The sequence below is a fragment of the Thermomonas aquatica genome, from assembly GCF_006337105.1.
Lineage (GTDB): Bacteria > Pseudomonadota > Gammaproteobacteria > Xanthomonadales > Xanthomonadaceae > Thermomonas > Thermomonas aquatica.
The window spans coordinates 2,647,419-2,660,763 of sequence record NZ_CP040871.1; the positions used below are offsets into that span (position 1 = coordinate 2,647,419).

The 13,345-nt window shown below is 66.8% G+C and carries 14 protein-coding genes; 12 read left to right on the forward strand and 2 right to left on the reverse strand.

Annotated features, from left to right (window positions below; all coding sequences use genetic code 11):
- Positions 1–29: 29 nt before the first annotated feature.
- From purE to FHQ07_RS12565, 3 genes are read left to right on the forward strand one after another with little or no spacing between them, the layout of a single operon-like run.
- Positions 30–533, forward strand: a complete 504-nt coding sequence (purE, locus tag FHQ07_RS12555; RefSeq protein WP_139717200.1) for a 5-(carboxyamino)imidazole ribonucleotide mutase — start codon at positions 30–32, stop codon at positions 531–533.
- Positions 534–1,673: a 5-(carboxyamino)imidazole ribonucleotide synthase gene (locus FHQ07_RS12560; protein ID WP_139717202.1), complete on the forward strand. Its 1,140-nt coding sequence runs from the start codon at positions 534–536 to the stop codon at positions 1,671–1,673. It abuts the gene before it with no gap.
- A gap of 17 nt (positions 1,674–1,690) precedes the next feature.
- Entirely contained in the window at positions 1,691–2,194 is a 504-nt protein-coding gene (locus tag FHQ07_RS12565) for a CcdC protein domain-containing protein (protein ID WP_139717204.1), read from the forward strand.
- Between the two features lie 64 nt (positions 2,195–2,258).
- Here the strand turns inward: FHQ07_RS12565 and FHQ07_RS12570 are convergent, their stop codons facing one another.
- Positions 2,259–2,837, reverse strand: a complete 579-nt coding sequence (locus FHQ07_RS12570) for a superoxide dismutase (RefSeq protein ID WP_139717206.1) — start codon at positions 2,835–2,837, stop codon at positions 2,259–2,261.
- A gap of 149 nt (positions 2,838–2,986) precedes the next feature.
- Here FHQ07_RS12570 and grxD point away from each other — a divergent pair, with 149 nt between their 5' ends.
- The 5 genes from grxD (at position 2,987) to ppnN (ending at position 9,675) form a co-directional block, all read left to right on the forward strand.
- Positions 2,987–3,310 carry a Grx4 family monothiol glutaredoxin gene (gene grxD / locus FHQ07_RS12575; protein ID WP_139717208.1) on the forward strand — a complete coding sequence of 108 codons (324 nt, stop codon included), beginning with the start codon at positions 2,987–2,989 and terminating at the stop codon, positions 3,308–3,310.
- Entirely contained in the window at positions 3,307–4,050 is a 744-nt protein-coding gene (locus FHQ07_RS12580; protein WP_240703495.1) for an SDR family NAD(P)-dependent oxidoreductase, read from the forward strand. The genes grxD and FHQ07_RS12580 overlap by 4 nt, the downstream gene beginning before the upstream one ends.
- A complete protein-coding gene (locus tag FHQ07_RS12585) occupies positions 4,047–4,640 on the forward strand; it encodes a YhgN family NAAT transporter (RefSeq protein ID WP_139717210.1) in 594 nt (197 codons plus the stop codon). The genes FHQ07_RS12580 and FHQ07_RS12585 overlap by 4 nt, the downstream gene beginning before the upstream one ends.
- A 213-nt stretch (positions 4,641–4,853) precedes the next feature.
- Positions 4,854–8,165, forward strand: a complete 3,312-nt coding sequence (locus tag FHQ07_RS12590; RefSeq protein WP_139717212.1) for a TonB-dependent receptor — start codon at positions 4,854–4,856, stop codon at positions 8,163–8,165.
- A 106-nt stretch (positions 8,166–8,271) separates the two neighbouring features.
- On the forward strand, positions 8,272–9,675 hold the full coding sequence (gene ppnN, locus FHQ07_RS12595) for a nucleotide 5'-monophosphate nucleosidase PpnN (RefSeq protein WP_139717214.1): 1,404 nt from the start codon (positions 8,272–8,274) through the stop codon (positions 9,673–9,675).
- A gap of 9 nt (positions 9,676–9,684) precedes the next feature.
- Here the strand turns inward: ppnN and FHQ07_RS12600 are convergent, their stop codons facing one another.
- Complete coding sequence (locus FHQ07_RS12600) at positions 9,685–10,662, reverse strand: sensor histidine kinase (protein WP_139717216.1); 978 nt, start codon at positions 10,660–10,662, stop codon at positions 9,685–9,687.
- A gap of 187 nt (positions 10,663–10,849) precedes the next feature.
- Here FHQ07_RS12600 and FHQ07_RS12605 point away from each other — a divergent pair, with 187 nt between their 5' ends.
- The 4 genes from FHQ07_RS12605 to FHQ07_RS12620 are packed head-to-tail and all read left to right on the forward strand — an operon-like array spanning position 10,850 to position 13,333.
- Positions 10,850–11,380 (forward strand): GspH/FimT family pseudopilin, encoded by a 531-nt coding sequence (locus FHQ07_RS12605; RefSeq protein ID WP_168191559.1) that lies wholly within the window; start codon positions 10,850–10,852, stop codon positions 11,378–11,380.
- Positions 11,377–11,862, forward strand: a complete 486-nt coding sequence (pilV, locus tag FHQ07_RS12610; protein WP_139717220.1) for a type IV pilus modification protein PilV — start codon at positions 11,377–11,379, stop codon at positions 11,860–11,862. Before FHQ07_RS12605 ends, pilV begins: the two co-directional genes overlap by 4 nt.
- Positions 11,859–12,740, forward strand: a complete 882-nt coding sequence (locus FHQ07_RS12615) for a PilW family protein (RefSeq protein WP_139717222.1) — start codon at positions 11,859–11,861, stop codon at positions 12,738–12,740. Before pilV ends, FHQ07_RS12615 begins: the two co-directional genes overlap by 4 nt.
- Positions 12,737–13,333: a pilus assembly PilX family protein gene (locus FHQ07_RS12620; protein ID WP_139717224.1), complete on the forward strand. Its 597-nt coding sequence runs from the start codon at positions 12,737–12,739 to the stop codon at positions 13,331–13,333. The genes FHQ07_RS12615 and FHQ07_RS12620 overlap by 4 nt, the downstream gene beginning before the upstream one ends.
- The last annotated feature ends 12 nt before the right edge of the window (positions 13,334–13,345 follow it).

Sequence of the window (13,345 nt, forward strand, 5' to 3'; positions counted from 1 at the left end):
GCAGCAGGCGCAATGCCGCAGGACAGGACATGGCAGCAGCAGGCGACGCACCACTGGTCGGCATCGTGATGGGCTCCCGATCCGACTGGGAGACCATGCAGCATGCCGCCGCCAAGCTCGAGGCGCTGGGCGTGCCGCACGAAGCGCGCGTGGTCTCCGCGCACCGCACGCCGGACGTGCTGTTCGACTACGCGGCATCCGCGCAATCGCGCGGCCTGCGCGCGATCATCGCCGGCGCCGGCGGCGCGGCGCACCTGCCCGGCATGCTGGCGGCCAAGACCGCGGTGCCGGTGTTGGGCGTGCCGGTGCAGTCGAAGGCGCTGAACGGCATGGATTCGCTGCTGTCGATCGTGCAGATGCCGGCCGGCATCCCGGTCGCGACCTTCGCCATCGGCAATGCCGGCGCGGCGAATGCCGGCCTGTTCGCGGCAGCGCTGCTGGCAAGTGAGTTCCCGGCGATCGGCGAAGCGCTTGCGGCATTCCGCAGCAAGCAGACCGACGACGTCGCCAACAACGACGACCCGCGCAAGTAGATGACGACCGTCGGCATCCTCGGTGGCGGGCAGCTGGCCCGGATGATGGCGCTGTCGGGCGCGCCGCTCGGCCTGCGCTTCCGCGTGCTGGACAACGTGGCCGATGCCTGCGCCGGGCAGTTCGCGCCGATGATCGTCGGCGATTACACCGACCAGGCCGCGCTGGCCGAATTCGCCGCGCAGGTCGATGTCGCCACCTTCGATTTCGAGAACGTGCCGGCCGAGTCCGCGCAGTGGCTGGCCGAGCGCGTGCCGGTGTTCCCGAAGCCGCGTGCGCTGGCGGTGGCGCAGGATCGCCTGGCCGAGAAGACCCTGTTCCGCGAGCTTGGCATCCCGGTGCCGGACTTCGCCGACATCGCCTCGCGCGAGGCATTGCAGGCCGCGGTTGCCGAACTCGGCACGCCCTGCATCCTGAAGACGCGCCGGCTCGGTTACGACGGCAAGGGCCAGTTCCGCATCAAGACGCCCGCCGGTGTCGATGCTGCATGGGATGCACTTGGCGCGCAGGCGGCGACCGTCGGCCTGATCCTCGAGGGCTTCGTGCATTTCCAGCGCGAGTTGTCGGTGGTCGCGGTGCGCGGCCGCGACGGCGAATTCCGCGCCTGGCCGCTGACCGAGAACTGGCATGTCGACGGCGTGCTGTCCGCCAGTCTGGCGCCCGCGTCGGTCGATGCGGCGATGCAGGCCACCGCGCTGTCGCATGCGCGCAAGCTGGCCGAGGCGCTGGACTACGTGGGCGTGTTCGCGCTGGAACTGTTCTGCCGCGATGGCGAATTGCTCGCGAACGAGCTGGCGCCGCGCGTGCACAACTCCGGGCACTGGACCATCGAGGGCAGCGAGACCTCGCAATTCCAGAACCACCTGCGCGCGGTGCTTGGCCTGCCGCTGGGCGATACCCGCATGGTCGGCCTGGCCTGCATGCTCAACTGGATCGGCGCGATGCCGGACGCGAATGCCGTGCTGCGCGAAGCCGGCGGCCATTGGCACGACTATGGCAAGGAACCGCGCGCGGGCCGCAAGGTCGGGCATGCCACCCTGCGTGCGGATTCGGCAGCGGAGCTGGCCGCCGCGCTGGCGAGGGTTGGCGATGCGCTCGGCCGCGAGGCGCAGGTCGCCCCGGTGGTTGCGCGGCTGGCCTGATCCACGGAGTGGCATCGATGATCCTGCAGCCTGCGCAATTGCTGCCCTATGCCATGCCCGCGTTGCTGGCATGGGTGTACTACCGCCGCGTGCGGCGAAATTTCGGGCGGCAGACCTGGAAGCCGAAACGCACCTGGTTCCGGTTGATCCTGATCTCGCTGGTGGCGTTGATGTTGTGCGCGGCGGCGATCTTCGTGCCGCATGCGGCGCTACCGATGGCTGGCGGCCTGGCGGCGGGCCTGTTGCTTGGCTGGTTCGGGCTGCGCCATACCCATGCCGAATGGCAAGGCGGCGTGCGCACCTATCTGCCCAACCCGTGGGTCGGCGCGGTGCTGACGCTGGCGCTGCTGGGCCGCCTGGCCTGGCGCTTCGCCCATGGTGGCGGCATGCAGGGCATGCAGCGGCAACCCAGCGCGCTCACGATGGCCATCGCCGCCGCGCTGGTGGCGTACACGCTGTACTACAGCATCGGCTTGATCCTGCGCATGCGCGAATTGGGCGAACATCCCCCATACGCGTGATCGCCGCACAAACGGAAACGGCCGGAGCGATCCGGCCGTTTCCGTATTGCCGGTCGCGTTCGGCTTACTTCATGTTGCCGGCGACGAAATCCCAGTTCACCAGGTTCCAGAACGCCTCCACGTACTTCGGCCGGGCGTTGCGGTAGTCGATGTAGTAGGCGTGTTCCCACACGTCGCAGGTCAGCAGCGGGGTGTCCTCGCCGGTCAGCGGGGTGGCGGCGTTCGGGGTGCTGGCCAGGGCCAGCGAACCGTCGGCGCGCTGCACCAGCCAGCCCCAGCCGGAACCGAAGGTGCCGACCGAGGTCTTGGTGAATTCTTCCTTGAACTTGTCGAAGCTGCCGAACGCCGCATTGATCGCATCGGCCAGCTTGCCGGTCGGCTCGCCGCCGCCGTTGGGCTTCAGGCAATTCCAGTAGAAGGTGTGGTTCCAGACCTGCGCGGCGTTGTTGAACATTCCGCCCTGCGACTTGCGGATGATGTCCTCGAGCGGCATGTCGGCGAATTCGGTGCCGGCGATCATGTTGTTGAGGTTGGTCACGTAGGCCTGGTGGTGCTTGCCGTAGTGGAAGTCGATGGTTTCGCCGGAGATGTGCGGCTCCAGGGCGGTGCGGTCGTAGGGCAGGGCGGGCAGTTCGATGGCCACGGCAGGCTCCTGTGGGGTGGTGGATGCGGCCGGAGCCGCGCGAAGACTTACAATGGGCGATTCTATCCCCACCGCCCATTGCCGCAGCGTCGACAGGTCATCGACCGCCGCCGGCGCTTGCGGGCCGCAGCATTGCAGGAGATCTCCCCATGTCTTCCATCGAAGACCGCATCCGCGCCGAAATCGAAGGCCATCCCGTCGTCCTGTTCATGAAGGGCACGCCGCAGTTCCCGATGTGCGGGTTCTCCAGCCGCGCGGTGCAGGCCTTGAAGGCGGCCGGCGCCGTCCAGATGCACACCGTCAACGTGCTGGAGGAGCCGGAAATCCGCGCCAACCTGCCGCGCTACTCGGACTGGCCGACCTTCCCGCAACTCTTCATCAACGGCGAGTTGATCGGCGGCTGCGACATCACCGTCGAGCTGTCCGAATCCGGCGAACTGGCGCGCATCGTCGCGGACGCGCAGAAGGCGTGAGCCAGGCAGCTTCGCCCGAACGGCCGGCCCTGCACGGGCGGGTCATCTTGGTCGCCGGCGCTGCCGGCGGCCTGGGTGCGGCGGCATCCGTGGCTTGCGCGCAGGCGGGCGCCACGGTCGTGTTGCTTGGCCGCAAAGTGGCGCCGCTGAACCGCGTGTACGACGCGGTCAAGGCGGTGGGTCCGGAACCCGTGCTGTATCCGCTGGACCTGGTGGGAGCCACGCCGGACGATTTCGACGAGCTCGCGCAGCGCATCCAGGCCGAGCTTGGCCGGCTCGACGGGGTGCTGCATTGCGCCGCCGAGTTCAAGGGCCTGACCCCGTTGCTGCATACCGATCCGGCCGATTTCGCCCGCGCCATCCATGTCGACCTGACCGCGCGCTGGTGGCTGACCCAGGCCTGCCTGCCCTTGATCGCGGAGTCCGATGCCGGCGCCGTGGTGTTCGCCATCGACGATCCCGCCCGCGGCGGCAGCAATGCCTTCTGGGGCGGCTATGGCCTGGCCCAGTCCGCGCAGGAGACGCTGGTCCCGATGCTGCAGGCGGAACTCGGCGAACACGGTCCGCGCATCAGCGGCCTGCGCCCGGGGCCGATGCGCACCGCGTTGCGCGGCAAGGCGTTCCAGCCCAACACGGACATGCAGGCCAGGCCGCCCGGCGATTACGCCGCAGCCTGCGTGGAACTGCTGTCGGTCGCCGGCGCCGCGCAGCGCGGGCGGGTCTTGGAGCTGCCGGCATGACCATCGCGTCGGCCGCCCTGCTGCTGTTCCTGATCCTGGATCCGCTGGGCAACATCCCGGTGTTCCTCAGCCTGCTCAAGGGCTTGCCGCCGTCCCGCCAGAGGCGGGTGCTGGTGCGCGAACTGCTGATCGCGCTGGGCGTGCTGATGCTGTTCCTGTGGGGCGGCCAGTACGCGCTGGAGCTGATGCACCTGAAGCAGGAGTCGGTCTCGATCGCCGGCGGCATCGTGCTGTTCCTGATCGGCCTGCGCATGATCTTCCCGACCCCGGAAGGGATCATGGGCGAGATCCCGGATGGCGAGCCCTTCATCGTGCCGATGGCGATCCCGATGATCGCCGGCCCCTCCGGCATGGCCGCGGTGATGCTGCTGGGCAGCCAGGAACCGGGTCGGATGGGCGACTGGATGCTGGCCCTGTCGATCGCCTGGGCCGCCACCGCGACCATCCTGTTCTCCGCCACCTACCTGCAGAAGTGGCTGGGCACACGGGTCCTGACCGCGATCGAGCGCCTGATGGGCATGGTCATCGTCGCCATCTCGGTGCAGATGCTGCTGGACGGCATCGCCAGTTACCTGCGTGCAGGAAGCTGAACGGGGACAGGTACTTAGCGCTGGGCGACCGCAGGTCGCGCGCTGTCATCCGGGCGTCATCGAAAGAACTTACCGTGTTAAACTTTGGTAAACCCATGCGGCTTCGTATGGGCAGGGGTTCCGAATTCGCCGACAACCGTCGCAGGACGGACGTGTCGGCTCGTGCCGTGCAGCGTCTGTCGTTTCCATCTTCGTAGACTAGAGGTAATCAACATGACTCACCCGAACCGCGTCCGGCTTTCGAAGCTGTCGCTGGGCCTGATGGTCGCGCTTGCCGCGGCTCCTGTTTTCGCGCAGAGCACTTCCTCCGGCGTCGCCGGCCAGGTCGTCGGCGCCGACGGCCAGCCGGTCGCGGGCGCCGAGGTCACCATCACCCACGTCGAGTCGGGCACGGTCAGCCGCGCCACCACCGATGCGGCCGGTCGCTACATCGCGCGCGGCCTGCGCGTCGGCGGCCCGTACACCATCACCGTGAACAAGGCCGGCGCCGGTACCGATACCGAGGACAACGTCTACCTCGAACTCAACAAGGTCAGCACCGTCGACGCCAACCTGGCTTCCGGCAATGCCACGACCCTGGGCACCGTGACCGTCGTCGGCTCTGCAGCCAACGTCTTCGGCGCCGACAACAAGGGCGTGGGCACCTCGGTCAGCGGCCGCCAGCTGGAAACCGCGGTCAGCGGCAACCGCTCGCTGGACGATATCGCCCGCCTCGACCCGCGCATCAACGTCACCGACCAGAGCGACGGTTCGATTTCGGTCTCCGGCCAGAACAACCGCTACAACAACATCAGCGTCGACGGCCTGTCGGTGACCGACCCGTTCGGCCTCAACGCCAATGGCCTGGGCTTCACCGGTTCGCCGATCTCGCCGGACACCATCGCCGCCTACGACATCAAGATCACCGATTACGACGTCACCTCCGACGCCGTCGGCGCCAACATCAATGCGGTCACCAAGTCGGGTACCAATGCGTTCCACGGCTCGGTGTACTACGCGCTGACCGATGGCAGCAGCATGGTCGGCGACCGCCCGGGTTCGGCCTTCACCGTGTTCGACAAGAACAAGACCCTCGGCGCCACCTTCGGCGGCCCGATCGTCAAGGACAAGCTGTTCTTCTTCCTCTCCTACGAAAACCAGAAGGTCGACGGCATCGCCGGCGTCGGCCAGAACGCCGTGTCCACCGGCCTGCTCAGCCAGACCCAGGCGGACGCCGTGGCCAGCGCATTCGAGTCGATCGGCATCCAGACCGGCGGCGGCACCGCCGCGACCCTGGAAAGCAAGCGCACGCTGGGCAAGCTGGACTGGAACATCAGCGACAACCATCGCGCCAGCTTCACCTTCCAGCGCACCGAGGAAACCCGTCCCACGCCGTACTCCGGCTACGTGAAGGACTACAGCGTCATCCTGCCGAGCAACTGGTACACCTCGGCCAACAAGACCGACAACTACTCGTTCCAGCTGTTCAGCGACTGGAGCGAGAACTTCAGCACCGAGCTCAAGGTCGGCTACCAGAAGTACGACAACGTCAACGGCGCGGGCCTGGACCAGCCGGAAGTGTTCGCGTGCTTCACCGCGATCGCGAGCAACTGCCCGAACAACCCCACCAGCATCCCCGCTGGCACCGGCTGGGTCGTCGCCGGCGAAGACCGCTTCCGCCACGAGAACTCGATCGGCAGCAAGCGCATCACCGGCACCCTGTCCGGCACCTACTATGCGGGCGACCACGCGATCAAGGGCGGTTTCGACTTCCTGAGCAACAAGACCTTCGACGTGTTCGGCCAGCTGCTGCACGGGTCGTACGGGTTCTACGACAAGAACGGCAACGGCACCCCCGCCGATGAAATCGCCGCCGGCAACTACGGCACCTTCGTCAAGAACTACCTGCCGGACGGCGTGACCCTGGCCGATGCGGGCGGTACCTGGAAGTACACCCAGATCAGCCCCTTCCTGCAGGACACCTGGCAGGTCAACGACAACCTCTCGCTGGTGTTCGGCGTGCGCGTCAACCTGCCGAAGGCCGACCGCGCGCCGCCGGTTGCGGTCGAGAACACCGGGGTTGCCGGCGTCACGCCGGGTGCGCCGGTGTGGGAGACGCGCTTCGGCTATCCCAGCAACACCACGCTGGGTTCCAGGAACAAGGTGTTCGAGCCGCGCTTCGCCTTCAACTACAGCTTCAACACCGAGCGCCAGATGCAGCTGCGCGGCGGCCTGGGCCTGTTCCAGACGGTCCCGCCGTACGTTTGGCTGTCCAATCCGTACCTCAACAACGGCGCGGTCTCGTCCAAGCAGTACACGAACACCAACCCGGCCAATGCGCCCTTCAGTTCCGACCCGAACAACCAGCCGGGCCCGACCTCCGTCGCTGCGGGCGTGTGCGGCGGCTCCGCCGGCAACTGCCAGATCGACGTCCTCGATCCGGACTTCAAGCTGCCCACCGCCTGGAAGTTCAGCCTGGGCCTCGATGCCGAGCTGCCCTGGGGCCTGACCGGCTCCGTCGAGTACACGAAGATCAAGGCCAAGAACGCCATCGTCTACCTGTTGCCGAACGTCGGCGTGGCCAAGGGCACACTGCCGGACGGCCGCGATTCGTACTGGCAGACCTATCCCAATGCCAGCACCACGCAGGTCGGCAACGGCAGCAACAACGGCGCGTATCCGGAGATCTTCTATCGCTCCACCTTGCTGACCAACACCAACAAGGGCGGTTCGGACTCGATCACCTTCTCGCTGAGCAAGGCGATGTCGCACGGCTTCAGCGGCAACTTCAGCATCACCCAGACCCGCAGCACCGAGGTCAACCCGGGCTCGAGCTCGCAGGCCTATTCCAACTACAACTTCGTGTCGCGCACCAACCCGAACGAGATCGTCGAGGCTCGCTCGCGCTTCGACATCCCGCTTTCGGTGAAGCTGTCGGCGAACTGGGACCACGCCTTCTTCGGCGACTACAAGACCACCGTGTCCGTCTACTACAACGGCCACGACGGCCAGCCGTACAGCTGGGTGTTCGGCAACGACGTGAACGGCGATGCCGTCGCCACCAACGTCGACCTGGCCTACATCCCGCTGCTCAACGATCCGCTGGTGACCTACAAGCCGGGCACCACCGCCGCGCAGATCGAGGCGTTCCAGAACTTCATCTCGAACGACGCCTACCTGCAGTCCCGTCGCGGCCACATCGCCGAGCGCGGCGCCTCGCACCAGCCGTGGATCAACCAGCTCGACGTCGGGTTCCAGCAGGAGTTGCCGGGCTTCTTCAACGACAACAAGTTCGTCGTCCGCCTGGACATGTTCAATTTCCTGAACTTCCTCAACAAGAACTGGGGTCAGCAGGAAGGCCTGGGCTTCTTCGGCACCCGCCGCCTGGCCAACGTCGCCGACGTCGTCAACGGCAAGTACGTGTACGACCTGGGCACGCCGACCGCGCCGCTGTACCAGAACTTCAGCGTGTACGACAGCTCCAGCAACCCGGGGCGCGTGGTCTCCCGCTGGCAGGCGTTGCTGACCGTGAAGTACACCTTCTGATCCATTGCGCCAACGCATCACCGAAACGGCCGGGGCAACCCGGCCGTTTTCTTTTGCGGGGATGGCGGGAGCGCCGCCCGGCGGACTGCGCTAGAGTGCGCGGTCTATGACAGACAACCATTCCTCGCCGCAGGCTGCGGCCGTAACGACCCACAAACTCCCCACCGTGGATGCGCGCATCCACCCGCGCGGCGCGCTCGACGTGCTGTCGCGCGCCGAAGTCGCGCGCCTGCGCGATGCCTCCGGCGGCGGCATGCACGACCTGCTGCGCCGCTGCGCGCTGGCCGTGTTGACCAGCGGCAGCGCATCGGACGATCCGCGCGCGGCGCAGGAGCTGTATCCGGACTTCGACATCCAGGTGCTGCAGCAGGACCGCGGCGTGCGCATCGACCTGCACAACGCGCCGGCGATGGCCTTCGTCGACGGCGAGATCATCCGCGGCGTCGCCGAGCTGCTGTTCGCGGTGGTGCGGGACCTTGCCTGGACCGCGATCGAACTGGCCGAAGAGGCCGACCTGCGGAGCGGCGAAGGCATCACCGATGCGGTGTTCGGCCTGCTGCGCAACGCGCGCGTGCTGCATCCCTCCGATCCGAACCTGGTCGTCTGCTGGGGCGGCCATTCGATCGGCCGCGAGGAATACGTCTACACCAAGCAGGTCGGCTACGAGCTGGGCCTGCGCGGGCTGGACATCTGCACCGGCTGCGGCCCCGGCGCGATGAAGGGGCCGATGAAGGGCGCCACCATCGCCCACGCCAAGCAGCGCCGCCGCCGCACCCGTTACATCGGCATCACCGAGCCGGGCATCATCGCCGCCGAATCGCCGAACCCGATCGTCAACCACCTGGTGATCATGCCGGACATCGAGAAGCGCCTGGAGGCCTTCGTGCGCATGGCCCACGGCATCATCGTGTTCCCCGGCGGCGTCGGCACCGCCGAGGAAATCCTGTACCTGCTCGGCATCCTGCTGCGCGAGGAGAACGCGGGCCGCCGCTTCCCGGTGATCCTGACCGGCCCGACCGGCGCGGCGCCGTATTTCGAGCAGATCGACAGGTTCATCCGCCTGACCCTGGGCGACGAGGCCGCGTCGCGCTACGAGATCATCGTCAACGACCCGGAGACGGTCGCGCGGCGGATGGAGTCCGGCATCCGCAAGGTGCGCGAGCAGCGCATCGCGCAGAAGGATTCGTTCTTCTTCAACTGGGCGCTGCACGTGCCGCTGGAATTCCAGCAGCCGTTCTCGCCGACCCACGAACTGATGGCGGGGCTGGACCTGCACCACGGCCGCAAGCCGTACGAACTGGCCGCCGACCTGCGGCGCGCGTTCTCCGGCATCGTCGCCGGCAACGTCAAGGAAGACGGCATGCGCCGGATCGAACGGTTCGGCCCGTTCGAGATCCACGGCGACGCCGACATCATGCAGGCGCTGGATGCCTTGCTGCGCGCCTTCGTCGAGCAGCGGAGGATGAAGATCGCCGGCGATTACCGGCCGTGCTACCGGGTGGTCGCTTAGCGCGGCAGCCTACGCCGGCTGGTTCGACGGCTCGTCGGGGATCCGCAGCACGGCGACGTGCCTGCCTTCGACCAGCCGCGTCTCCACGTCGCCGCGGCCGTCGCTGAGCGCGCGAACCCGTTCGCGCGCCGAGTTCAGGCCGATGCGATGGCCTTCCGGTGCCCGGCTGCCGTCGGCGGGCATGTCGTTGTCGACCTCGATGCGGATCCAGCCATCCGCGCGTTCCAGCCGGATGCCCACGCTGCCGCCGGCGGGCAAGCGTTCGATGCCGTGGCGGATGGCGTTTTCCGCCAGCGGCTGCAGCGACAGCGCCGGGACGGTGGCATCGGGCAGCCTGTCCGGCAGGTCCCAAGCCACCTGCAGGCGCGGCCCGAAGCGCAGCGCCTCGATTTCGAGGTAGCGCCGGGTCAATTCGATTTCCTTGGCCAGCGGGATCCGTTCCGGTCCCCGCAGGGCGGCGCGGAACAGGTCGGCCAGGTCCAGCAGCACGCGTTCGGCTTCGTCCGGCCGGGCATGCACCAGCGCCGCGCTGGTATTGAGCGTATTGAACAGGAAATGCGGGCGGATCCGCGCGCGCAGGGATTCCAGTTCGAGTTGCTTGGTGCGGACGGCGAGCTGGCGCGCACGCCAGTAGTTCTGATAGGTCAGCAAGGCGAACAAGCCCACCACGAAAGCCATCGCCAGCATCCTTGCCATGAATGCGGTGCGGCCATGCTCGATGCTGTTGGTGAGGCCGATGATGCCCCAGGCCGCCGCGGAGACCAGCGATGTCATCCCGAGCAGGATGGCCAGGCATGCCCATGCCACCCATTGCGCCGGCATTCGGGCCAGCAACCCGCGTGCCAGGTACAACGCGCAAAGCGTGCCAAGCGCAATCCACTGGATCCCCAGCGACGACAATCCGAACCGTACCAGCCAGCCGTTGTCCCCGGCGGACGCAAGGGCCAACACCAGCGCCAATGCCTCGCCGGCGAGCACTACGGCCATCAAGGCGGTCGGGCGCCAGAGGGCATCGAGCGGAGCGGAGGAGGTTGGATCCAAGGCGCAATCGGGGAGGGGGAGGTTGCCCTATGATGACGCGCTGGCAGGGCTGCGTCCGCAGCCATTCGTGCCGGGGAACGGGCCGCCCATCGGGGATCGGTGGCGAAGCCCAGATCGGGCCGATATGGTCTGCATGCCGAAATTCGGGGGCAAAATGTCACCTTACTGCATCAAGCGTTCGCGATCGGGCAGCCCCGACGGGTTCACCGTGGTCGAGTTGATGGTGACTCTGGCAGTCATCGGGATTCTGGCCGTCATCGCTACGCCCAGCATGACCGCCCTGATCAACAACAGCCGTGTCGCGGGTCAGACTGAAGAGCTCGTCGCCTCGTTGCAACTCGCCCGGGCGGAAGCGATTCGTCGCAATGCGCGGGTCACCGTCTGCGCAGGGGCGGCAGGCGCCTGCAGTGGCAGCGGGACTTGGGGCGGCTGGACGATCTTCGGCAGGGATAACACGCTTGCCGTGCCGGCCAATGACGTGATCCGCGATACCACTGCAAGTCCTTCGATGCAGGTCACCGGCCCCACCGGCGGCATCGTGTTCAAACCATCGGGAATGATCGACAGCCAGTTGAACCTGGAAGTCGCCAAGTCCAGCGACAAGAGGTGCCTGTCCGTGCTGATCAGTGGCGTGGTGTCCGTGGCAAAGGGGGCGTGCCCATGAGTCGTCGCTTGCATCCGGCCGCATCGCCGCGCCACGCGCGTGGCATCGGCTTGATCGAGGTAATGGTGTCGGTGCTGGTGCTGGCCGTGGGCCTGCTGGGCATCGCCGCGATGCAATCGCTGGCCTTGCGCGGCGGCCAGGGTTCGCTGGAAAGCACGCAGGCGGTGATGGCCACCAACTCCATCCTCGAGGCCATCCGCTCCAACCGCGACCAGGCCAACGCCTACAACATGGCGAAGACTTGTGCCGTGCCCGCATCAACCGGCACCACGGCGTCGAATGACAGGGCGGCCTGGATCTCGGCGCTGAAAACCACCATCGGTTCGGGCGTCGCCGCCGATACCACGACCTGTGGGCAGATATCCAATTGCGATAGCGCCAACGCTACCAACTGCACCATCACCGTGTTCTGGGACGATTCCCGCGCGGGAACGGATGCGGGCGGCACCAATCGCTCGCTTTCCGTGGAGTCGCAGATATGAGCCGCATCCGCCAGCCGCGACACATGGGTTTCGGCCTGATTGAGTTGATGATCGCGATGGTGCTGGGCTTGCTGGTGCTTGGCGCGGCGATCGCCGTATTCCAGTCCAACCAGCGGACTTTCAACGCCAACGAAGGCCAGAACCGCATCCAGGAAGGCGCGCGGGCGGCATATGAGATGCTCTCGCGCGACCTGCGTGCGACCGGTGGCACGGCCTGTTCAAAGCAGGCCATCCCGGACGTCGAACACGCGAACAGCGCCGATGAGAACAATCTGATGGTCACGCCGATCACCGGCACGGCGAATGAATTCACCGTAGTGTCCGCCGACGACGCTTCGTACCAGATCACTGCGGCCACCACTACGACGGCGACCCTCCTTCCACCATCGCCGCTGCCGGCGGGCTGGAAGCTCTCTAGTGGGTTCAAGGAGAACGACAAGCTAGTGCTGTGCAACGCCACGCGCATGTACGTGGTGACGATCAGCGGTGGTGGCGTCAACGATGCCACCAACACCCTTACGTTTTCCCCTGCGACGCCGGTGCCGATCTACCAGTCGGGCATTGCCCCGGAAGCCACTGTGTCCGCCGCCCGCTTCCGCAGCGCGCGTTGGTACCTCAACGGCGGGTCGCTTTACACCAGCAGGAATGGAGTGGCGCAGGCGGTGGTGCCTGGCGTGACGGCGATGAACGTCAGCTATCGCCAGCTCAATGGCGCCGCCTACACCACTACGCCCTCCTGGCCCGATGTGGTGGCGGTGCGGGTGAACCTCACCCTGCGCGGCCAGCGCACCATCGGCGGCGACGTCAGGGTCGATGGCAGCAACTTCATCACCCGTACGACCTCAAACACCACCGCAATCAGGATCAAAGTGCCATGAACCAGGCCCTGCAATCCCGTGCATCGGTCGCGCGCCAGCGCCAGCAGGGCGTATCCCTGCTGGTGGTGCTGCTTCTGCTCATCGTGATGTCCATCCTCGGGATCGCCGTGTTGCGCAGTTCGGCCATGCAGGAACGGATGAGTGCAAACATGGTCGACCGCAACGAAGCCATGCAGGCGGCCGAAACCGGCCTGCTGATCGCCCAGAACAGCGTGATCCGCGGCACCTTCAATCCGATGTGGGACGGTGGCCAGACCTACACGTCGTTGCGCACGGCCGCAGGCAAGACCTGTTCCGCCAATGGCTACTGCGACCGCAGCAACCCCGCGAATGCCGCCACTTGGCAGACCGCCAGTCCGCCCGCGTCGGCGGCCTATGTAACCTTGCCCACGGGCAAAGGCAGCTATGCCTTCACTGTCGAGTATCTGGGCAAGGCGCAGGGGGCGAGCGAGGAAACGCGCGGCGTCTGCGAAACCTCGAACGTGCCCCGCTACCAGTGCGAACGTCCGATGTTCCGTGTCACGTCCTACGGTCGCGGCCGTGGCGTGTCCACGGTGGTTCTGCAGGCGAACGTCGTCAGCCAGGCGCGTTGATCAACCCTTGAA

What these genes read in the sequence shown, in the direction of transcription:
- grxD (WP_139717208.1), top strand. Translation starts at nt 2,987, where the DNA reads ATGTCTTCCATCGAAGACCGCATCCGCGCCGAAATCGAAGGCCATCCC.
- purE (WP_139717200.1), top strand. Translation starts at nt 30, where the DNA reads ATGGCAGCAGCAGGCGACGCACCACTGGTCGGCATCGTGATGGGCTCC.
- FHQ07_RS12605 (WP_168191559.1), top strand. Translation starts at nt 10,850, where the DNA reads ATGCCGAAATTCGGGGGCAAAATGTCACCTTACTGCATCAAGCGTTCG.
- FHQ07_RS12560 (WP_139717202.1), top strand. Translation starts at nt 534, where the DNA reads ATGACGACCGTCGGCATCCTCGGTGGCGGGCAGCTGGCCCGGATGATG.
- FHQ07_RS12590 (WP_139717212.1), top strand. Translation starts at nt 4,854, where the DNA reads ATGACTCACCCGAACCGCGTCCGGCTTTCGAAGCTGTCGCTGGGCCTG.
- FHQ07_RS12600 (WP_139717216.1), bottom strand. Translation starts at nt 10,662, where the DNA reads ATGGCCGTAGTGCTCGCCGGCGAGGCATTGGCGCTGGTGTTGGCCCTT.
- ppnN (WP_139717214.1), top strand. Translation starts at nt 8,272, where the DNA reads ATGACAGACAACCATTCCTCGCCGCAGGCTGCGGCCGTAACGACCCAC.
- FHQ07_RS12615 (WP_139717222.1), top strand. Translation starts at nt 11,859, where the DNA reads ATGAGCCGCATCCGCCAGCCGCGACACATGGGTTTCGGCCTGATTGAG.
- FHQ07_RS12620 (WP_139717224.1), top strand. Translation starts at nt 12,737, where the DNA reads ATGAACCAGGCCCTGCAATCCCGTGCATCGGTCGCGCGCCAGCGCCAG.
- FHQ07_RS12565 (WP_139717204.1), top strand. Translation starts at nt 1,691, where the DNA reads ATGATCCTGCAGCCTGCGCAATTGCTGCCCTATGCCATGCCCGCGTTG.
- pilV (WP_139717220.1), top strand. Translation starts at nt 11,377, where the DNA reads ATGAGTCGTCGCTTGCATCCGGCCGCATCGCCGCGCCACGCGCGTGGC.
- FHQ07_RS12585 (WP_139717210.1), top strand. Translation starts at nt 4,047, where the DNA reads ATGACCATCGCGTCGGCCGCCCTGCTGCTGTTCCTGATCCTGGATCCG.